Origin of the sequence: Streptomyces parvus, assembly GCF_032121415.1 — a bacterium.
Taxonomy (GTDB): domain Bacteria; phylum Actinomycetota; class Actinomycetes; order Streptomycetales; family Streptomycetaceae; genus Streptomyces; species Streptomyces globisporus_A.
This window is the reverse complement of record NZ_CP135079.1, coordinates 6,563,412-6,583,005: the sequence shown is the minus strand read 5'-3', so window position 1 is coordinate 6,583,005 and position 19,594 is coordinate 6,563,412. Positions and strand designations below refer to the sequence as shown.

20 protein-coding genes are annotated in these 19,594 nt (G+C 72.8%); 7 read left to right on the top strand and 13 right to left on the bottom strand.

The features are described from left to right. Positions 1 to 47 precede the first annotated feature (47 nt). Complete coding sequence (locus RNL97_RS30515; protein ID WP_030584552.1) at positions 48 to 1,013, bottom strand: SCO0930 family lipoprotein; 966 nt, start codon at positions 1,011 to 1,013, stop codon at positions 48 to 50. A 791-nt stretch (positions 1,014 to 1,804) separates the two neighbouring features. On the opposite strand from RNL97_RS30515, the gene RNL97_RS30510 reads away from it, so the two are divergent. Together RNL97_RS30510 and RNL97_RS30505 are read left to right on the top strand one after the other, a co-directional pair. Then, a complete protein-coding gene (locus RNL97_RS30510) occupies positions 1,805 to 2,569 on the top strand; it encodes a bestrophin-like domain (RefSeq protein ID WP_030584554.1) in 765 nt (254 codons plus the stop codon). A 171-nt stretch (positions 2,570 to 2,740) separates the two neighbouring features. Next, positions 2,741 to 3,310, top strand: a complete 570-nt coding sequence (locus tag RNL97_RS30505) for a hypothetical protein (protein ID WP_313751445.1) — start codon at positions 2,741 to 2,743, stop codon at positions 3,308 to 3,310. Between the two features lie 92 nt (positions 3,311 to 3,402). Here the strand turns inward: RNL97_RS30505 and RNL97_RS30500 are convergent, their stop codons facing one another. Beyond that, positions 3,403 to 3,885, bottom strand: a complete 483-nt coding sequence (locus RNL97_RS30500; protein WP_030584558.1) for a hypothetical protein — start codon at positions 3,883 to 3,885, stop codon at positions 3,403 to 3,405. A gap of 339 nt (positions 3,886 to 4,224) precedes the next feature. Here RNL97_RS30500 and RNL97_RS30495 point away from each other — a divergent pair, with 339 nt between their 5' ends. Further along, positions 4,225 to 4,887, top strand: coding sequence for a class F sortase (locus RNL97_RS30495; RefSeq protein ID WP_006129168.1), 663 nt, complete (start codon positions 4,225 to 4,227; stop codon positions 4,885 to 4,887). Positions 4,888 to 4,953: 66 nt separating this feature from the next. Here RNL97_RS30495 and RNL97_RS30490 read toward each other — a convergent pair whose 3' ends face one another. Next, positions 4,954 to 5,805: a polysaccharide deacetylase family protein gene (locus RNL97_RS30490; protein ID WP_030584560.1), complete on the bottom strand. Its 852-nt coding sequence runs from the start codon at positions 5,803 to 5,805 to the stop codon at positions 4,954 to 4,956. 153 nt (positions 5,806 to 5,958) lie between these two features. Between RNL97_RS30490 and RNL97_RS30485 the strand changes: the two genes are divergently transcribed. Beyond that, on the top strand, positions 5,959 to 6,420 hold the full coding sequence (locus RNL97_RS30485; protein ID WP_030584562.1) for a universal stress protein: 462 nt from the start codon (positions 5,959 to 5,961) through the stop codon (positions 6,418 to 6,420). A 16-nt stretch (positions 6,421 to 6,436) separates the two neighbouring features. Here the strand turns inward: RNL97_RS30485 and RNL97_RS30480 are convergent, their stop codons facing one another. Further along, positions 6,437 to 7,633 (bottom strand): CapA family protein, encoded by a 1,197-nt coding sequence (locus RNL97_RS30480; protein WP_030584565.1) that lies wholly within the window; start codon positions 7,631 to 7,633, stop codon positions 6,437 to 6,439. A gap of 267 nt (positions 7,634 to 7,900) precedes the next feature. Here RNL97_RS30480 and RNL97_RS30475 point away from each other — a divergent pair, with 267 nt between their 5' ends. Beyond that, positions 7,901 to 8,473 (top strand): sigma-70 family RNA polymerase sigma factor, encoded by a 573-nt coding sequence (locus RNL97_RS30475; protein WP_030584568.1) that lies wholly within the window; start codon positions 7,901 to 7,903, stop codon positions 8,471 to 8,473. On the opposite strand, the gene RNL97_RS30470 is transcribed toward RNL97_RS30475, so the two are convergent. After that, positions 8,407 to 8,604, bottom strand: a complete 198-nt coding sequence (locus tag RNL97_RS30470; RefSeq protein ID WP_030584571.1) for a zf-HC2 domain-containing protein — start codon at positions 8,602 to 8,604, stop codon at positions 8,407 to 8,409. The two genes, RNL97_RS30475 and RNL97_RS30470, sit on opposite strands and share 67 nt — an antisense overlap. A gap of 112 nt (positions 8,605 to 8,716) precedes the next feature. Here RNL97_RS30470 and RNL97_RS30465 point away from each other — a divergent pair, with 112 nt between their 5' ends. Further along, positions 8,717 to 9,235 carry a hypothetical protein gene (locus RNL97_RS30465; protein WP_313751444.1) on the top strand — a complete coding sequence of 173 codons (519 nt, stop codon included), beginning with the start codon at positions 8,717 to 8,719 and terminating at the stop codon, positions 9,233 to 9,235. 17 nt (positions 9,236 to 9,252) lie between these two features. On the opposite strand, the gene RNL97_RS30460 is transcribed toward RNL97_RS30465, so the two are convergent. The 4 genes from RNL97_RS30460 to RNL97_RS30445 all read right to left on the bottom strand — a co-directional run bounded on the left by RNL97_RS30460 (position 9,253) and on the right by RNL97_RS30445 (position 13,119). Further along, complete coding sequence (locus RNL97_RS30460) at positions 9,253 to 10,443, bottom strand: sensor histidine kinase (RefSeq protein ID WP_030584577.1); 1,191 nt, start codon at positions 10,441 to 10,443, stop codon at positions 9,253 to 9,255. Beyond that, positions 10,440 to 11,945, bottom strand: a complete 1,506-nt coding sequence (locus tag RNL97_RS30455; RefSeq protein ID WP_030584579.1) for a sodium/solute symporter — start codon at positions 11,943 to 11,945, stop codon at positions 10,440 to 10,442. The genes RNL97_RS30460 and RNL97_RS30455 overlap by 4 nt, the downstream gene beginning before the upstream one ends. Next, positions 11,942 to 12,304: a hypothetical protein gene (locus RNL97_RS30450; RefSeq protein ID WP_030584582.1), complete on the bottom strand. Its 363-nt coding sequence runs from the start codon at positions 12,302 to 12,304 to the stop codon at positions 11,942 to 11,944. Before RNL97_RS30450 ends, RNL97_RS30455 begins: the two co-directional genes overlap by 4 nt. A gap of 62 nt (positions 12,305 to 12,366) precedes the next feature. Then, complete coding sequence (locus RNL97_RS30445) at positions 12,367 to 13,119, bottom strand: LytR/AlgR family response regulator transcription factor (RefSeq protein ID WP_030584585.1); 753 nt, start codon at positions 13,117 to 13,119, stop codon at positions 12,367 to 12,369. Positions 13,120 to 13,190: 71 nt separating this feature from the next. Here RNL97_RS30445 and RNL97_RS30440 point away from each other — a divergent pair, with 71 nt between their 5' ends. Next, positions 13,191 to 13,826: a zf-HC2 domain-containing protein gene (locus tag RNL97_RS30440; protein ID WP_313751442.1), complete on the top strand. Its 636-nt coding sequence runs from the start codon at positions 13,191 to 13,193 to the stop codon at positions 13,824 to 13,826. A gap of 34 nt (positions 13,827 to 13,860) precedes the next feature. Here the strand turns inward: RNL97_RS30440 and RNL97_RS30435 are convergent, their stop codons facing one another. From RNL97_RS30435 to RNL97_RS30420, 4 genes are all read right to left on the bottom strand, one after another. Continuing rightward, entirely contained in the window at positions 13,861 to 14,721 is an 861-nt protein-coding gene (locus RNL97_RS30435) for an Fpg/Nei family DNA glycosylase (RefSeq protein WP_313751441.1), read from the bottom strand. Between the two features lie 36 nt (positions 14,722 to 14,757). Next, on the bottom strand, positions 14,758 to 16,125 hold the full coding sequence (locus RNL97_RS30430) for a wax ester/triacylglycerol synthase family O-acyltransferase (RefSeq protein ID WP_243315968.1): 1,368 nt from the start codon (positions 16,123 to 16,125) through the stop codon (positions 14,758 to 14,760). A 152-nt stretch (positions 16,126 to 16,277) separates the two neighbouring features. After that, the gene (locus RNL97_RS30425; RefSeq protein WP_030584597.1) at positions 16,278 to 18,341 is read right to left on the bottom strand and encodes a SpoIIE family protein phosphatase; all 2,064 of its coding nucleotides are present in this window, start codon (positions 18,339 to 18,341) and stop codon (positions 16,278 to 16,280) included. A gap of 65 nt (positions 18,342 to 18,406) precedes the next feature. Next, positions 18,407 to 19,510: a DUF6777 domain-containing protein gene (locus RNL97_RS30420; protein ID WP_030584600.1), complete on the bottom strand. Its 1,104-nt coding sequence runs from the start codon at positions 19,508 to 19,510 to the stop codon at positions 18,407 to 18,409. Positions 19,511 to 19,594 lie beyond the last annotated feature (84 nt).

Sequence of the window (19,594 nt, the reverse complement as noted above, 5' to 3'; positions counted from 1 at the left end):
TCGGGGCCACTTGGGGCTCCTGGGCGATTGTTCTGCGGAGTCCGTGATTACTTGGCGGCGCCGACGAGTTTGGAATCCGGGGAAACGGCGTACCAGGTTCCGCCGACGCCCTGCCCGTTGGTGTCTCCAGGCTTCTTGTCGCCCGCGAAGGTGTAGATCGGCCAGCAGTCGATGGTCTGCTGCTTGATGCCGTCGGGGCGGTCGAAGGTGACGAAACCCTTCGTCGTGACACCGTCCACCGCATTCTTGGCCACGGGGGCGACTACCGGCCACTTCTTGAGGCACTCGCCGGTGCAGGCCGTCTTCATCGGCCAGGCGGAGTCCTTGGTGAAGCGGTAAACCGTCATGCCCCGGCCGTCCACCACGATCTCGCCGAGTTCCGGGTCCTTGCGGACGGAAAGTCCCGCGGGATCGGCCGGTTCGGCGACCCCCTCGCTGTCGGCGTTCTTCGCCGCCTTCTTCCCGTCGGGGGCCGCGGCGAACCAGGTGCCGCCGACTCCCTGTCCGTTGACCTGGCCGGGGGCGGTGTCCTTGGCGTACCGGTACATCGGCCAGCCGTCTACGGTAAGTTGGCTGGTGCCGTCGGGGCGGGTGACCTCGCCGAGCAGTTCGTCGTCGGTGCCGGCCGCGGCGACGGCGTTGCCCGATGCCACCACCGGCCAGGCCTTGGCGCAGTCGCCCTCGCAGGTCGACTTCGGCGGGTTCGCGGTGTCCTTGTCGAAGCGGTAGAGCGTGAAGCCCTCGCTGTCGGTCAGCACCTTTCCGAGCTTCTTGCTCTCCTGGACGGCGAGTTGACCGGCCTCCTTCGGTTCCGCCGCCTCCGCGTCGGCCCCGGAGCCGTATCCCCCGCCGGCCGACCCGTACCCGCTGTCGGCGGGCTGCTGGGCCGGGGCGGCGTTGCCCACCGCCTGGCCGTTCGGCGACGTGCCGCCCTGTTCCTGACCGCACGCCGTCGTGAGCGTCAACAGAGCCGCCGCGGTGACCGCGAGCGAGGCGTTGCGCCAGGTGTTCATGTCGACTCCCGTGGTGCTTCGTCGTAGCGCTGGTGATCCCGGCGCGGGACCGCGCCGTTCGTGGCCCTAGGTACGGGACGCCGACGGGGTCGCGTTCAAAGGAAGTCCGAGGAGAATTCGGCGGGTCGGGCCGACCGGGGCAAACACGAATGGCCCATTAACCGCACGATCAGGCGAATCGTCGGCGACGACCGCGTGTTGCCCGGGGGCGTAGTTCATGCTCCCCCTCGTGTACGGATCACGCATCGCGCGGCTCACGGCGGCCGCCGCACTTCTCTGGCTGACGGCCGTACCGCCGCCCGCGACCGCCGACGCCTGCGCGGTGGCCTCGATCGGGCAGGACGGGAGCGGTTCCTCGGTGGCCGTGGCGGGCGACGGGGATTGCGTCGCGGTCTCCGAACCGGAGCCGCCCCCACCGCCGCCCCCGCCGAAACCGGCCCCTCCACCGCCACCTCCTCCTCCACCACCACCGCCACCTCCGCCCGTGGTCGCGGAACCGCCTCCACCCGTGGTCGCGGAACCACCGCCTCCACCTCCTCCCCCGCCGCCTGCGCCACCGCCCCCTCCGGCACCCGCACCGCCCCCGAAGCCCTCGCCCCCGCCGGAGCCCCCGGTGCGGACCGAGCCGCCGGAACCCCGGCCCGTCGCACTGCCGACGTACCGCAAACCGGCCCGTAAAGAGCCGCGGAGCGGTCCGTCGCTGGTGTCGCTGACGCTGCTCATCACCGCCCCGGCGGTGTTCGCCGTTGCCGTCCTGCGGCCACGGTCATCCCGCTGACCAGGAGAGATGCATGTCCGAATGGCTCGTACTGAGCATTGCCATGGCGTCCGCCTGCGCGGTCGTCCTCATCATCGTCGTCCTGAACAACCGGCGGCTGGGGGAGGACGACGATCCCTCCGAGACCCCCGACGTCATCGAGTACATGACGATGATGATCGGCGTGGTCTACGCGATCGTCCTGGGGCTCGCCATCGCCGGGGTGTGGGAAGGCCGCAGCGCCGCCCAGGAGTCCGTACGCATCGAGGCGCAGGCGCTGCACGAGGTGCAGGCCCGGGCGTCGGTCTACCCGGCGGAGGTCCGCGACCGTATCCGGGCGGACGTCGACGCCTATGTCAGCCATGTCGTCAACGACGAGTGGAAGGTGATGTCGGAGCGGAACACGCTCACCGAGCGCGGCACCGAACTGCTGGACAAGGTGCGCGCGGACGTCACCGACTACGAGCCGAAGACCGACCACGAGGGGCAGGCGTACCAGCCGCTGGTCGACCAGGTGGCGACGGCGGACGACGCCCGCAGCTCACGGGGGCAGAACGCCGGGGCGACGATGCCCGGGGTGGTCTGGTTCGGGCTGATCATCGGGGCTCTGGTGACCGTGGGGCTGATCTTCACGCTACAGATCCGCAGAACGTTCCGCGAACTGCTCCTGGCGGGCCTGTTCAGCGCGCTGATCGCCTTCCTTCTGTTCCTGATCTGGGACTTCGACGCCCCCTTCGGCCGGGGCATCTCGGCCACCGCCGACCCCTTCATCGACATGTTCCCGGGCATCACCGGGTGACCGCCGCTCCCCCGGCCGGTGCGCCGGTCGGGGGAGAGCGTGACCCATTCGCCGGACCCCGATCGCGGGTGGGGAGGACCCCTCTTAGCGTGTCGGGCATCGAGGTGCATTTTTCCTGCTATGTGGAAATTGGTTCCGCAGCTGCCCCTCGGGGAACCCGGAGGATCCACCATGCGCGCGATACGTGTCGCACCGCTCGCCCTGCTCGGCGCCGGTGCCCTGACGCTCCTCGCCCCGTCCGCCGCCTTCGCCGCGCCGGACGGGGCCTCCAGCACGTTCAATCCGACGATCGCCCCCTCGGTCATCGCACCGGGCGGCCGGGTCACCCTCGGCTCCGGTGGCTGCACGGGCGAGACGACCGTCAGCTCGGGCATCTTCGACACCGCCACCATCCCCAGCGGCTCCACGTCGGCCACCGCCACCGTCGACTCCGACGCGCGGCGGGGCGCCGTCTACGCGGTGACGTTCACGTGCGGCTCCACGGGCACCTCCCGGAACGTCAACCTGACGATCACCGGCGGTGCGACGAGCAGGCCCACGCCCACCCCGACCCCGACGCCCACCACGGTCCCGACCGCCAGTTCGACGGCGCTCGTGCCGGGCGGGGTGCGCGGCGGCCTCGGCGGCAGCTCCGGCACCACCGACACGGTGGAGGTCGCCGCCGGCGGGGCCCTGGTGGTCGCGGCGGCCTCGGGCGCCCTCTACTTCGCGCGTCGCCGTAACGCCGACCGCCGCCATTGACCCGCGAGCATGCGGCGCACGGCAGTCGCCCCGGGTCCTGATCCAGGACTCGGGGCGACGGGCGTATCGGGCCGGGCGGGAGGTTCGACGCCTTAGAACGCCGCATGGCTCGTCCGCCGGCGCCGGACGAGGAAGACCGCGCCACCGACGGCCGCAGCCGCCACCAGACCGCCGCCGACCTGCATCTCGACGGAGCTCGGGCCCATCGAGCCGCCGAGCCCGCCCTGCGCGCCGTTGCCGGCGAGCACGGTGAACTGGCGCGTCGCGATCCGGTTGTTGTCGTTGCACTTCACGGACAGGTGGTACTGCCCCGGGGTCGTGTTGTCCCGGACCCGGGCGTGGGCGTAGTTGGTGCCGTCACCCGCGGAGAGGGTGGTCGTCGGGAACGCGTTCGACCAGACCTTGCCGCCGTGGCCGCAGCCCTGCGCGGTGATCTTCACCGTGCCACCCTGGTGGACGGACTGAGGGTTGACGGCGACGTTGACCGGGCCGTTGGTGGCGGCGGCCATGGGGGCCGCGAGCCCGACGGCCGCGAAGGCGGTCGCGGTGACCGCGAGAGCGCGTGAAGCACGCATCGTGTGAACCTCCAGCGGGAAACGCCCCCGGGGGCTGTTCCCCCGGAGCTGGATCGACGAGAACGTCTCCCATGACGAACACTCACCAGCCGATGAGTGCCTCGCACTTCGGCACTGCTCCACCTTGATGACGCGACACGCCGTGCGAGCAGCTCGCGATCTGACAGAGCCGCAGGTCACGGGCCGTCAGAACTTTTATCTGCTCATTACTCCGATGGGCAGTCAGCCATCAGGGGCACCCACCGGGGACCGGTCCCGCCGCCACCCGTTCGCCTCTCCCTGATCGCCGCCCCGGCGCGACGCCCTTAACGTTCACAGCGTCGCGACGAAGGGAGAACCATGGGCCGGGACTACACCGGGGGCGAGCGGACCAGACGGGTGCCATGGGGTGCGATCGCTCTGGTGATGCTCAGCGGCCTCGCTCTCATGCGCAACGGCACGGAGTTCTCGGAGGCCGGCCCGCCGCAGCCCGCGGCCGCCGCCTCGCTAGATCTGAGCAAGGACGCCCCGGGCCCGCCGGTGGAGGGCGAGCCGGTGCAGCCGCTGCCGTACGCCCCCGCCTCCCGGGTGAAGATCGGCTCCATCGACGTGGACGCGCCGATCATCGACGTCAACCTGGACGCCAACGGGTGGATCGACGCCCCGCCCGCCGAGGACCCCAACCTCGCCGGCTGGTACCAGAACGGCATCGCCCCCGGCCAGCGGGGCACCGCCGTGGTCGTCGGCCATGTCGACAACATGTCCGGGCCCGCGGTCTTCTACGGCCTCGGCTCCCTCCAGAAGGGGCACCGCGTCGAGGTCTCCCGCTACGACGGCCGGGTCGGGATCTTCGAGGTGTACGGGGTGGAGGTCTTCGCCAAGAACGACTTCCCCGGCCCCCGGGTCTACGGCGACACCGGCCATGCGGAGCTGCGCGTGATCACCTGCGGCGGGGGCTACTCCAAGGCGGGCGGCTACGACGGCAACGTGGTGGTCTTCGCCCGGCTCGTCGACACCCGCTGACCGAACGCGCCCCCCATGGTGGTGTCCCCGGCGGTCCGCCGGGGACACCACCATCCGCGCGCCCGCTCAGACGCGGTGCGGCACGGTGATGCGGTATCCCGCTGCCAGCAGCCGGGGGAGATAGCGGCGCAGGGCGGCGACACTCTGCGAGCGGTCGCCGCCCGCGTCGTGCGAGAGGACGACGACGCCGGGCGCCGCGCCGTCCAGCACCCGGCGGACGATCGTGCCGGTTCCGGGCTCCTTCCAGTCGAGAGTGTCCACGGTCCAGGCCATCGGCTCCATGCCCAACTCGGCCCCGATCTCGAAGGAGTTGCGGTTCCACGCGCCGTAGGGGGCGCGGTACCACAGCGGCGGGGCGCCGAGCACCCGCTCCACCACGTCGCTGGTACGCCCCAGCTCGTCGCGGATCGCGGGGCGGGAGAGCTTCGGGATCAGCGGGTGGGACCAGGAGTGGTTGCCCACCACATGCCCGTCGTCGGCCATCTCGCGCAGCAGGTCCGGGTTGCCGACGGCCATCTCGCCGCAGACGAAGAACATCGCGCGGACCCCGTGTTCGCGCAGGGTGGCCAGGATGTCCGGGGTGTACAGCGGGTCGGGGCCGTCGTCGAAGCTGAGGACCATCGAGTGCCCGAGGTCGGGAAGGCGCTCGAAGGGCCGGGTGCGTACGGGCGGCCTGGCCGGCCGGAACCGGGCCGGGGTGCCCGCGGTCATGGGGTCGAGCCGGTACGGGGAGGGCCGGCCCCGCACGTTCGCCGGAGGCCCGGCGGCCGCGGCGGGCGGGGTCCCCGCGGTGCGGGCGGGGCGGCCGGGCGTCGACGCCGGATCGGCGACGACCAGGTGCACGGCGGCGGCGGTTCCGAGGCCGAGGGCGATCCTCAGCAGGGTGCGGCGCTCGGGTCCGGTGTGATCACGTGTCATGGCCAACTGCTCGCACGGCCGGACGCCCGCCCCGGCCGTCGACACCGCATGCCGACCGTTTTGCACCCGATCGACGCAGTATGTTCATATTCGCTGGAGGTCGGCCGACGGCCCGGCCGCTCCCTCTCCCGACGAGCCGATAGCCTCGGAGCCGTGACAGAGCAGCAGCCTCATCAGTTCGAACGCGGTACGGACGGCCCCAAGGTGATCGTCGCGGGGCTCGACGGCTCCGATTCGTCGATGCGCGCGGCGGCCTACGCCGCCGGTCTGGCCCGTCGGCAGAAGGCCGTGCTGGCCCTGGTGTACGTCCAGCCGGTCATGACGGCGGGCGCCGCCCTGGGCGTACCGGTCGGCGATGCCACGGGGGAGGTCGCGGACGCCCTGGTCTCCGAGATCCGGGAGGCGACGGAGCGCTTCAGGGACGCGTGGGACGTGCGCTGGGAGTTCCACACCTTCCGGGGCGACCCGTACAACGGGCTGGTGACGGCGGCCGACGAGCTGAAGGCGGACGCGGTGGTGGTCGGGGCCTCGGAGTCGGCCGGGCACCGCTTCATCGGTTCGGTGGCGGTACGCCTGGTGAAGGCGGGGCGCTGGCCGGTCACCGTGGTGCCGTAGGGCCCGCCCACGACCGCTACTTGCCCATGAGGAGCCCGTCCTCGTCCGCTCCCCGGCCGAGGACGACGGTACGGATACGGTCGCGGACCTCGCGCAGATGCTCGGCCCCTTCGTCGAGGGAGGCGTTGAGGTTGACGGCGCGGCCGGTGACGGTGTCGTACCACTGCGGGACGAACTCCGCCTTCTTCACCTTCCAGCGCTCACCCGGTTCGGCGGGCGGTGCGAAGGTGAAGCGGCCCATCGAGCTCTGGTTGCCGCGCGGGTCCTGGGCACCCTCGTAGTTGATCATCGCTCCGGCGATCTGGTCGCCCATGCCGTAGACCACCCAGGTGCCGTTGACCTTCTCGTACGCCTGGGGCACATGGGCGTGGGTGCCGATGATGAGGTCGATGTCGGGGCGGCCCTCGTCGGTGGAGGCGGTGAGCCGTTCGGCGAGCTCCCGTTGCTGCGCGTCGGGCTCGTCCTGCCATTCGGTGCCCCAGTGGGCGGAGAGGACGACGATGTCGGCGCCGGCCCGGCGGGCCGCCCTGGCCTCCGCGACGATCTTCCGCTCGTCGGTGACGTCGACCGTCCAGGGCCGGCCGGCGGGCAGCGGGATGTCGTTGGTGCCGTAGGTGTACGCGAGGTGGGCGACCTTGGCCGCACCCTTCCCCGGTCCGGCGGGCAGGATGGTGGGCCGGGCGGCCTCGGCGGCGGTGCGGGCGGAACCGGCGTGCCGGATGCCCGCCTCGTCCAGGGCGTCGAGGGTGCGCCGGACCCCCTCGGCCCCGTCGTCGAGGGTGTGGTTGGAGGCGGTGGAACAGGAGTCGAACCCGGTGGTGCGCAGGGCGGTGGCGATCTCGGGGGGCGACTTGAAGCTCGGGTATCCGGTGTAGGGTCCGCCCTCCTTCCCGTACACGGTCTCCATATGACAGAACGCCAGGTCCGCGCCGGAGACGACCGGGGCGACCCCGGCCAGCATCGGGGCGAAGTCGTAGCCGGCGCCGCCCGCGTCGGCGGCGGCCTGTTCGATGACCGAGGAGTGCGGCAGGACGTCGCCCGCGGCGAGGAGCGTGAACGGGCGGGGCCCGTCGGCGCCCTGGCTGCCCGCGCCCCGGGCGGCGGGCGGTCCGCTCGGCGCGGGGGTCGGGGGCTGGTGCCCGGTGCAGCCGGTGGCCGCGGCGAGCAGGAGGGCGATGGCGGCCACGGTGCCCGGTCGGATGCGCTGCGTCATCTGCTCGACTCCATGTTCGGATGATTACGACCATCCGACTACACAGATTTTCATATCGTATAAGCAAGGAGCATTGCCGCATACCTAGCTGAACTGGTCGTACCGGCCGACCCCGACGGCCCCTCGACCGTTCACCGCACCATTCGCCGCACTGAGCGACCGCTCGTCGCACGCCTCGGTGCACCGCCTGTTCCCACGCCGCCGAATGCGTTCGGATACGCCAGTCGGCAACGCGGCCGTCAGGGGCCTCGGCGGGAGAGGACGTTCATGAAGACCACCACGACGACCGACGAACGGACCCTGGCGGAGATGCAGCGGGAACACGGCCCCGCCCTGTTCCACTTCCTCCTCGGTCTCACCTTCGGGGACCGACAGCGGGCCGAGGACCTGGTGCAGGAGACGCTCGTCCGTGCCTGGCAGCACCCCGAGGCGTTCGACGCGCCCTACGACTCGATGCGGCCGTGGCTGTTCACCGTCGGCCGCCGCCTCGCCATCGACGCGCGGCGCTCCCGCCAGGCCCGCCCCGTCGAGGTCAGCGACACGGTGCTGGAGAGCACCCCGGACGCCCTGGACACCGCGGACCGCGCCGTGCGCACCCTGGACGTCCGGGAGGCGGTCCGCACGCTGAGCCCCGAGCACCGCGCGGTGCTGGTGCAGATCTACTTCCGCGGGCTGAGCGTCGGTGAGACCGCCGAGGTGCTCGGGATCCCGGCGGGGACCGTCAAGTCCCGTTCGTACTACGCTCTGCGGGTCCTCGCGCGCACACTGCCCGGCTACTCCCGCAGGTCCTCCGCCCGGAGCAGCGCCAGCAGGCCGGCGGCCTCGGCCACCTCCGCATAGACCCGGGCGCAGCCGTCGCAGACCTGGAGGTGACGGGCGACGCGGCAGGTCTCCTCGGCGTCCAGGGCGTCCAGGACGTACGCACCCAGCAGCAGGCGCACATGCGGGTCGTCGCCGGGGTCGGCACTCATTCGCAGCCTCGCATCTCCTGGGCGATCCTCCCCTTCTGCCCACGCGGGGCGTCCGCCCCCGGTTCAATGCTGCGTGAAGCCCGGTACCGAGCAAGGAAAGAGGCGAGACGGGATGCGTCCCGAGGATACGGATGAGGCCGGTGGGAACGGGCTCCGGGTGCCGATGACCTGGCTGACCACCGAGTGTCTGGCCGACGAGCTGCTGCGGACCGGCGATCTGATGGAGCCGACGACGCTGGAGTTCCGGGCGGGGCGGGACGCCCTGGCTCTGACGATGTTCCTGTGCGAGTTTCCCCGGGACGCGCCCGCCCTGCGGGCCCTGCCCGAGCCGCGGGTCGACGAACTGCGCGTGCTCACGGCGTACGAGGGCACCTGGCGCAGCTGGATATGCGAGCGGCTGGCGCAGGCGGAGCGGTGCGCCGACCCCGGCGACCCCGATCTGGCGCTGGCCCGAGCGGCCTGGCGCTGGCTGGAGGAGACCGAACTGCTCGCGGCGGACCTGGACGCGATCGGCCCCGCCCCCTGGGAGGCCGCGGCCGGCGCGGCGGGCGGCGACCAGGAGGTCCGCATCTGGACGCCCGCCTGGCAGTTGGGTCTGCCACTGGGGCATCTGGCCGTCCATCTGTGCTGAGCCCGCGCCGGGTGGGGTCAGGAACCGTGCACCCCGGCGCGGTACTTGGGCAGCCGCAGCGTGACCTTCATGCCCGCCCCGAGCCCGGTCTCGATGACGAGCCCGTAGTCGTCCCCGTAGACCTGGCGCAGCCGCTCGTCGACGTTGAGCAGGCCGATGCCGGTGGAGGCGTCGCCCTCGCCGCGCAGGATCTGCCGCAGCCGCTCGGGGTCCATCCCCGTCCCGTCGTCCTCGATGACCACCTCGGCCTCCGATCCGGCGTCCAGGGCGCTGATGGTGATCCGGCTGCGGGTGACCGCCCCTTCGAGGCCGTGCTTGACGGCGTTCTCCACCAGCGGCTGGAGACACAGGAACGGCAGCGCGACCGGCAGCACCTCGGGGGCGACCTGGAGGGTCACAGCGAGGCGTTCACCGAAGCGGGCGCGGACGAGGGCCAAGTACTGGTCGATGGAGTGCAGTTCGTCCGCCAGGGTGGTGAACTCCCCATGCCGGCGGAACGAGTAGCGGGTGAAGTCAGCGAATTCCAAGAGCAGTTCACGGGCTTGCTCGGGGTCGGTGCGGACGAACGAGGCGATGGCGGCAAGCGAGTTGAAGATGAAGTGCGGGGAGATCTGCGCCCGTAGCGCCTTGATCTCGGCCTCGATCAGCTGCGTACGGGAGCGGTCCAGCTCGGCCAGTTCCAGCTGGACGCAGACCCAGCGCGCCACCTCCCCCGCGGCCCGGGCCAGCACCGCCGACTCACGCGGGGCGTAGGCGACGAGCGCGCCCAGGACCCGGTTCTCGACGGTGAGCGGGACGGCGACGGCCCAGCGCAGCGGGCAGTCGAGGTCACCGCAGCCACTGTCGAAGGCGGTGTCGCGGCCGTTGTCGAGCAGCACCTTCAGATGCTCCATCACCTCCTTGCCGTGGTGGTGCCCGGCACCGTCCCAGACCAGCACCCGCTCCCGGTCGGTGAGGCAGAGGGCGTCGGTGCCGAGGAGGGAGCGCAGCCTGCGGGCGGCCCGCCGGGCGCTCTCCTCGGTGAGCCCGGACCGCAGCGGCGGGGCGGCCAGCGACGCGGTGTGCAGGGTCTCGAAGGTGGCGTGCTCGACGGGCGTGCCGACATCGCTGGGGCGCACCGGACGGGCGGTGCGGCGGCCCAGCAGATAGCCTGCGCCGAGCAGCAGCGCGGCGAGGACGACGACCACCGCGACCGCGGCCCCGGTCATCGCTCTCTCCCCGCTGCGGCCCGCGCCGAGGAGAGGGCTTCGGGGAGGTGGAAGCGGGTCATCGCGGCATTGGTGCCCGTGGGGATGCGCCCCGGGGTGGCGAGCGAGACGAGGATCATCGCGAGGAAGCCCACGGGGACGGACCAGACGGCAGGCCAGGCGAGCAGGGCGTGGGGCCAGCCCGGTGGACGTACGGCGCCGCTGACGGTGATGGCCACGGCAAGGAGCGCGGACCCGCCGCCGAGCAGGAGTCCCGCGACGGCTCCGGGCGGGGTGAGGCGCCGCCACCAGATGCCGAGGACGAGCAGCGGGCAGAAGGAGGAGGCGGAGACGGCGAAGGCCATGCCCACCGCGTCGGCCACCGGCACCCGGCTCACCAGGAGGGAGCCGGCGAGCGGCACGGCGATGGCGAGGACGGTGGCGAGCCGGAAGTGGCGTACCCCGCGCGAGGGCAGGACGTCCTGGGTGATGACCCCGGCGACGGCCATGGTGAGCCCGGAGGCGGTGGACAGGAACGCGGCGAAGGCTCCGCCGGCGATCAGCGCCCCGAGGAAGTCCCCGCCGAGTCCGCCGATGACCCGGCCGGGCAGCAGCAGGACGGCGGCGTCCGCGTCTCCCCCGTACCGCAGTTCGGGGGTGTAGAGCCGGCCGAGCGCCCCGTAGATCGGCGGCAGCAGGTAGAAGAGGCCGACCAGGGCGAGGACGGCGACGGTGGTGCGGCGGGCGTCGCGGCCGTTGGGGCTGGTGTAGAAGCGGACGACGACATGCGGCAGGCCCATGGTGCCGAGGAAGGTCGCCACGATCAGCCCGTACGTCGCGTACAGCGGGTGGTCGGCGCGGAAGACGGCGAGCTGGTCGTCGAGGCTGACCCGGGGGCGGCCGTCGCCCTGCCAGGCGAGGACCAGGAAGAGGGCGGGGACGAGGAGGGCGGTGAGCTTGAGCCAGTACTGGAAGACCTGGACGAAGGTGATGGAGCGCATGCCGCCGGCCGCGACGGCGGCGGCGACGACCGTGGCGACGAGCACGTCGCCGAGCCAGCCGGGGGCGCCGGTGAGGATCTTCAACGTCAGCCCCGCGCCCTGGAGCTGCGGTACGAGGTAGAGCCAGCCCGCCCCGACGACCAGGGCGCTGACGAGGCGGCGGACCTGCCGTGATTCGAGTCGGCCCTCGGCGAAGTCCGGCAGGGTGTACGCCCCGGAACGGCGCAGCGGTGCGGCGACGAAGACCAGCAGCACCAGGAATCCGGCGGTGTAGCCGACCGGGTACCAGAGCATGTCGGGGCCGTGGACGAGGACGAGCCCGGCGACGCCGAGGAAGGAGGCGGCCGAGAGGTATTCGCCGCTGATCGCGGCGGCGTTGAGACGGGGCCGCACGGTTCGGGAGGCGACGTAGAAGTCGGAGGTCGTACGGGAGATGCGCAGGCCGAAGCCGCCGACGAGGACGGTGGCGAGGACGACGAGGGCGACCGCCACCCAGGACGCCATGTGGTCGGGGGGGCTCACGGGGCGGGGCGCCCCTCCACCAGCCGGGCGAAGTCGCGTTCGTTGCGTTCAGCCCTGCGGACGTACCACCAGGCGGCCAGGACGAGCGGGGGGTAGGTGGCGAAGCCGAGGACCGCCCAGACCAGGGCGGAGCTGTTCAGCGCCTCGAACAGGAGGGGCAGGGTGCCCGCGACGAGGGCGAGGACGCCGAAGACGGTGAGCCCGGCGCGCAGCTGGCCGCGCATCAGCGAGCGCACATAGGCACCGCCGAGGGCGGTCTGCTCGTCGATCTCCGACTGGGTGCGGTAGCGGGGCAGCGGGCGCACCCGCCGCGGCTCTCCCGTGACCACTTCGCGCCGGGGGGCTGGCTCTGCGGACATGGGCTCGGAGTGTAGGCGTCGCCGGGTGGTGCTGGGAAGGGCCCTCGGAAGGTCTCCCCAGGTCAGCGGCCGCCCTGACGCATCAGGAGGTCGCGCAGGGCACGGGTGTGGCGGCGGCTGACGGCGAGCTCGGCCTCCCCGATGCGCACGCTCATGCTGCCCGCGTCCAGGCGCAGTTCGTCGATCCGGCCCAGCGCCACGAGATGGCGGCGGTGGATCCGGACGAAGCCGCGGGAGCGCCAGCGTTCCTCCAGGGTGGTGAGCGGGATGCGGACGAGATGGCTGCCGCCGGCGGTGTGCAGGCGGGCGTAGTCGCCCTGCGCCTCGGCGTACGCGATCTCGTCGATGGGGATGAAGCGGATGACGCCGCCGAGCTCGACCGGGATCTGGTCGCCCGCGCTGTCGTGGACGGGTGCGGACCGGTCCCCCACCTGTTCGGCGACCCGGCGGACGGCTTCGGCCAGGCGTTCACGGCGGACCGGTTTGAGGACGTAGTCGACGGCCTTGAGGTCGAAGGCGTGGACGGCGAAGCCCTCGTGCGCGGTGACGAAGACGATGAGCGGGGGCGCGGCGAATCCGGCGAGGAGCTGGGCGACGTCGAGCCCGGTGAGACCGGCCATGTGGATGTCGAGGAAGACCACGTCGATCGCGGACGGGTCGTCGGGGCCCGCGTCCACCGCGCTGCCGATGCGGCGCAGTGCCTCGGTCGCACCGGTGGCTCCCTCGGCGCTGCGGACACGGGGGTCGGCGCGCAGGAGGTAGAGGAGTTCCTCCAGGGCGGGTTGTTCGTCGTCGACGGCGAGTACGCGCAGCATGAGGCCGGAGTTTAGGGCGTATCAAGGCCGATGGCTTGAGTGATGCGTGGCCTGTTCCCGTACCGCAGTACATGCAGACGACCGAACCCCACGTCCGGGTGGGGGCCTATGCGCTGGGTGTGCTCGGGAGCGCCGATGCCTTCCGCTTCGAGGAGCATCTGGCCCGGTGCCCCGGGTGCCGGATGCGGGCGGGCGAGTTCGCCGGGGTGCGGGACGGTCTGGCGGTGGTGGGGCCGCCGGTGGCCCCGGGGCCGGGGCTCGCGGAGCGCCTGACGGCCGCCGTGGCGGCGGGGCGGCGCAGGGCGGGCCGGCGGCGGCTCGCCCTGGTGGCGGCCTCGGTGGTGCTGGCGGTGGGCGGCCCGGCGGCGGTGACCGGGCTGTCGGGCGGTCCGGCGGAGGGGGCGGGCACGCAGCGGTGGTCCGGGACGGACGGGGCGTCGGGGGTGGCCGCGGTGGTGACGGCCGCGGGGCGCGAGTGGGGGACGGCGGTCGCGCTGGAGGTGGCGCGGGTTCCGGTGGTGGGGGCGTGCGCTCTGGTCGCGGTGGGCCGGGACGGCAGCGAGGAGACGGTGGGCAGCTGGTCGGCCGGGGGCGCGGAGGACGGTCCGGTGGAGGTGTCGGGCGGGGCGGCGCTGCGGCCGGAGGGCATCGACCACTTCGAGGTGCGCACGGCGGACGGGCGGCGGCTGGTGACGGTGACTCGGTGAGCGGGCGGATCCCTTCAGGAGTGCGGGTCCGCGGCTACTTGAGGAACTTGGAGAGCCTGCGGTCGGCCAGCGGCTTCCCGCCCGTCTGGCAGGTGGGGCAGTACTGGAGCGAGGAGTCGCTGAAGGAGACCTCCAGGATGGTGTCCCCGCAGACCGGGCATGCCTCGCCGGTGCGTCCGTGGACCCGCATCCCGGTCTTCTTCTCCGCCTTCAGTTTCCCCGCCTCCACCCCGCTGGAGCGCTCCACGGCGTCCCGCAGGGTGGTGCGCAGCGCCGTGTACAGCCGGGTGACGTCGTCCTCGGTCAGGTCGGCGGTCCGCTTGAAGGGGGACATCTTCGCCACGTGCAGGATCTCGTCGCTGTAGGCGTTGCCGATGCCCGCGATCAGCGACTGGTCGCGCAGCGCGCCCTTGATCTGGCGGCGCTCCCCCGTGAGCAGCGCCGCGAACCCGTCGCGGTCGAAGGCGTCGGCGAGCGGGTCGGGGCCGAGACGGGCGATGCCGGGGACGTCCATGGGGTCGTGGACGAGGTGGACCGAGAGGCTCTTCTTGGTGCCCATCTCGGTCAGGTCGAAGCCGTCGCCGTCCGTGGTCACCAGCCGCAGGGCGAGCGGCCCCTTGCCGGGCCGGGGCGGGGCGGCGTGGAAGGAGTCCTTCCAGCGGAGCCAGCCCGCCCGGGCGAGGTGGGTGCAGAGGTGGAGTCCACCCGCCTCGATGTCGAGGAACTTGCCGTGCCGGGCGACCGAGGTGACCCTCGTGCCCTCCAGGGCGGTCAGTGGCGGGTCGTACGTCTTCAGGACGCTGATCGCCAGGGGCAGCACGCGGGCGATCTCCTTGCCGACCAGGTGGTCGTCGAGGAAGACCCGCAGGGCTTCGACTTCGGGCAGTTCGGGCATGGCTCAAGCCTGCCGCAGCCGGTACGCCGCTGCCTGTCAGGACACCGGTGCGCGGTCCGTGCCGGTGACGAGGGCGTACAGCTCAGTGAACTCGTCCTCCACCGCCGCGGCGAGCCGGTCCAGGTCGGGCAGCGCCTTGCCGTCGGCCACCAGGCCCACGTGCACCCGCCCCCCGTAGGTGGAGAGGGCGACCGCCAGGGACTGGCCCCGGGCCAGCGGCGCCATGGGGTAGAGGGCGGTCAGCGGGCAGCCGCCCAGCGAGAGCGCGGAGCGGGGCAGCGGCACGCTGGTGACCAGCACGTCGAAGAGCATGCGGGCGGCGTTGGCCGCCAGCGGCGCGCCGAACCGGTGGGCCAGCGGCGGCAGTTGGTCGGCGAGTACGGCGACGGCCCCGGCGCCCTTCAGGGGGCCCGCCGCCTTGTTGCGGTCCATCGCGATCCGGACGGCCCTGAGCCGTTCCCGCGGATCGGCCGCGGTGACCGGCAAGCCCAGCAGATAGGCGGAGAGCCGGTTGCCGGAGGTGGCGGCCCCGCCGGGCCGGCGCCGTGAGACGGGCACCAGGGCGCGCGGGTCGGAGGCGGGCAGGGACTCGCCCCGCTCGGCCATCCAGCGGCGCAGAGCCCCGGCGACGAGGGCGAGGAGGATGTCGTTGGCCGTGCCGCCTTCGGCGCGCCGGATCCGCTGGAGTTCCCCGGCGTCGAGGTCGGCGGTGGCCAGACGCCGGGTCCCGCTGGAGGGTGCGGTGAGGGCGGAGGGGCCCCAGAGGTCGAGGCGGCCGGCGCGGACGACGGAGGCCCCCACGCCGAGTGCCCGGCCGACCTCGCCGATCCGCCCGAGCGCCATGCCCGCCATCTCCCGGGGGTCGGGCAGCCAGGAGCGGGGCGGAACGGCGGGGCGGCCCCGGGCGGTCGTGCGGGCGCTGGTGACGGCGGCGATCTCGTCGAAGATCCCGGCCCCGATCGCGACCGCCCGCATCCCGTCGGCCAGGGCGTGGTGCAGCTTGACCAGGACGGCGAAGGGCCCGGCCTCCGGGCCGCAGAGCAGGTACATCCGCCAGGGCGGCAGCCCGCGCCCGAGCGGCCGCTCCATCAGTTCGCCGGCCAGCCGCGTGGCACCCGCCATGAAGTCGCCGTCGGCCACGACGACCCGCTCGACGTGCCGGTGCACGTCGAAGTCCTTGTCCACCGTCCAGGCCTTGCCACCGACCGGCAGCAGGACGTCCCGTACGCCCATGCGCAGCCGGGGAATCGCGGCGGCGCGGGTCCCGAGCAGGTCGAGGATCCGCTCCGGGCCGACGCCGGGCGCCGGGGCGAACACGGCGAGCGCGCCCAGATGCATCGGATGGGCGTCCGATTCGAGGTGCCAGAAAGCAAGGTCGAGCGGGGCGAGAAGCTCGGTACTCAACGGGGGCCTCATGTCATCGAAGCGGCGGGGCCGGGGTGGGGAGGCCCCTCGCAGTCAATCGTTTGCGGTCGGTCACGGTCAAGCACAGACATATTACGTACTGTTACATCGGCGCGTCGGTCACGCGCGTACGGGATACCCGGGACCGGCCCTCAGCGGCTCGGGACGAGGAACTCGCACCACACGCATTTGCCGCTGCCCCGCGACTCCACGCCCCAGACGTCGGCCAGCCGGTCGACCAGCATCAGGCCGCGCCCCGACACCCCGTCCTCCCCCGCGTCGCGGCGCCGGGGCAGGGCGCTGGAGCGGTCCTCGACGTCGACGCGCAGCCGTCGCTCGGTTCCGGCCAGCACCCGGATCGTCACGACGGCCCCGCCGTCGGTGTGCATCAGCGCGTTGGTGATCAGCTCGTCGGCCGCGAGCTCGATCTCGTCGGCCCGGTCCTTCGCGCCCCACGCCCGGACCGCGGCCCGGATCATGTGCCGGGCCGAGGTCAACGCCTCGGGATCGTTCTGGGCGACGTGCTGCTGGAGCCGGCCGCCCGGCTGCGGGGCGTGCGCGGCCCGGCGGCGCAGCAGCAGGACCGCGACATCGTCCTGGCCGCCGCGCCCGTCGACCGCGTCGCAGAGCTGGTCGGCCAGTCTCTGCAGGTCCTGGGGACCGTTGGCGACGAGGGAGGTGAGCCGCTGCATGCCTTCGTCGAGGTCGGAGCCCGGCAGTTCGACGAGACCGTCGGTGAACAGGATCATCGTCTGTCCGGGGTCCAGTTCGACCGTGGAGACCGGATACTCCAGCCGCCCGAACTCCGCCGAGAGGCCGAGCGGGAGACCGCCCTCGGACACCACGCGGCGGCAGCTCCCGTCCACGTCCCGCACCAACGGGTCCACGTGCCCGGCGCGGACCACCTGCACGACCCCGGTGGTGAGGTCGACCTCGGCGTAGGTGCAGGTGGCGAAGCGGTCGGTGTCCAGCTCGTGCAGGAAGACGGAGGCGCGCGCCATGACCGTCGCGGGGCTGTGCCCTTCTGCGGCGTACGCGCGCAGCACGATCCTGAGCTGCCCCATGACGGCGGCGGCGTGGGTGTCGTGCCCCTGGACGTCCCCGATGACGGCGCCGACCCGGCCGCCGGGGAGCGGGATCAGGTCGTACCAGTCGCCGCCGATGTCCCGGCCGAGGCGGGCCGAGCGGTAGCGGACGGCGACCTGCGCCCCGGGCACGGACGGGATCCGGCGCGGCAGCATGGCCTGCTGGAGGCCCTCGGCGAGGTCGTGCTCCTGTTCGTAGAGCATCGCGCGCTGGAGGCTCTGTGCGATCGAGGTGCCGAGCGCCATGAGCAGATTGCGTTCGTCGGCGGTGAAGCCGTCCTTGTCGCGGTAGAGCAGGCCGAGTGCGCCGATCGGGCGGGCCTGGGCGATCAGCGGCATATAGGCCGCGGAGGTGATCCCGAGGTGGCTGATGTTGGGCCACAGGATCGGGAAGGAGGCGGCGAAGTCCTCGGCGGACTCGATGAAGCGCGGGGACAGCGTGCGGACCACTTCGCTCATCGGGTACTGCTCGTCCACCCGGGTGTACCGGGTTCCGGGGACGTACGCGCCCTCGGGGCCGTCGGCCACCAGGTGGATGCGGCCGGACTCCAGCAGGCCCATGACGAGGCTGGTGGCTCCGAGGTGGGCGAGGCCCTGGGAGTTCTTGAGGACGGCGATGACGTCCTTGACCGTGCGGGCGTGGGCCAGGGCGGCGGTGGTGCCCTCGACCAGGCTGGTGCGCCGACGGCGCTCCTCGTCCAGTTCGCGCCGCGCGGTGGAGTCGGCCAGTTCCTGGGTGGCGTCGCGGACGATCCCGATGATGCGGCGCGGGCGTCCGGTCCCGTCCCGGCGGACGAAGCCCTGGGTGTGGGTCCAGCGCAGGGTGCCGTCGCGCCGCTGGATGCGGAAGTACGCGCCGTAGTTGGTGCGCCCGCTCTTCAGGGCGTGCGAGACCAGCCCGTCCAGGCGCTGGGCCTCATCCGTCGGCACGCGCGCCGACAGCGAGGCCGGCCGGTCGTCGTATTCGTCCGGGGTCAGGTCGAACACGTCCAGGGCGGTCCGGTCCATGTGCATGAGGCCGGTGTCAAGATCCCAGTCGAAGCTGCCCATACGGTTCAGGGCGAGGCTGAGGTCCGGGTGGGCGGGCCAGTCTTCGGGGAGTGACAGGGCACCCGCTACCCGATCATCCATGTGGCCACTCTGCCACCATTTTTCCTATTCCTCTTGTCCGATTCCGCCGCTCGCACGCCGACCGGTCAACGGGCGAACACGTCGCCGAGATCCGCTTCCATCGGGGCGTCCGGCTCCGCGGGCGCGTCCGGCCCGTCCGGTTCCTCCGGCTCGGCGGGGAAGACCTGGGTCGGCTCCGGCACCACCTCCGGCTCGCCCTCGTACTCCCACGGCTCCTCGGGCGGCGTGTCGCCGAAGTCGTCGGAGGACTCGTCGGGGCCGGGGTCCGTCGGCGCTTCCGGCTCCGAGGGGGCCGGGTCGGACGGGGTGGGGTCCGGGGACGGGGGCTCGGAGGGGCGGCCCGGGGACGGGAAGAGCAGGTCGGCGTCCGGCTCGAAGGGCGGCGGGTCGTCCGGGACCCGGTCACGGCCGCCGCTGTCGCCCGTCGTCCGCTCGATCCAGGTGTTGTCGTCGGCGTTCACGATGATCAGACTCGTGGCCGGCTTGACCCCGGGCTCGACGGCCACGATGCGCTCGGGGTCGTAGCCGGGCCAGCGCTCACCCCGGTGGGCGACCTTCCCGTCGGCGACCACGGGCGGGCCCAGCGGATTGCCGCAGGCGCAGCGGACGCGGGGCATTCCGCGGCTGTCGACCATGACGGCGGTGCCCGCCTGGAGCACGGCCTGGAAGGCGGTGGCCGATCCGGCGCTGTAGCCGTGGTTGGTGACCTGGGCGTCGGCGCGCAGGACGACCGGGGTGAGGGACTTCAGATAGCCCGGGATCTGTACGGCCTCGATGCCGGCCGCCTCGGCGAAGGCGCTCGCCTTGTCCTCGTCGTCGGTCAGCAGGGTGGTCTGCTGCTCGACATCGCAGGCGGCGACCGATCGGGTGCCGCCGTAGAGCCCGGGGACAGCGCCGGAGACCGGATGGACCGTCCGGGTGCCGGAGCCCGGTTCGTCCTCCGGTGTGCCGGTGGGGGACGGAGAGCCCGCCGCCCGCGCCGTGGACGCGGTGAACGGTCCCGGGCCGGGGGACGCCAGCGGCTGGAGGAGGACGTCCTTGGCCTCCGCGGTGCCCGTGGTGCCCTTCGCCGTACGGTCGCCGCCCTCGCCGCAGCCGGCGACAGCGAGCAGCACCCCGGCGGACAGCGCGGCGAGCGCGGTACGCCGGAAACGTCCTTGTGAGCGCACGGAGCTCTCCTGCCTGTCCCGGGGGGATGGGGATCGGTGTCACCATCTGTGCCGCACGCGGCACGGACCCGCAAGCGGACAGGC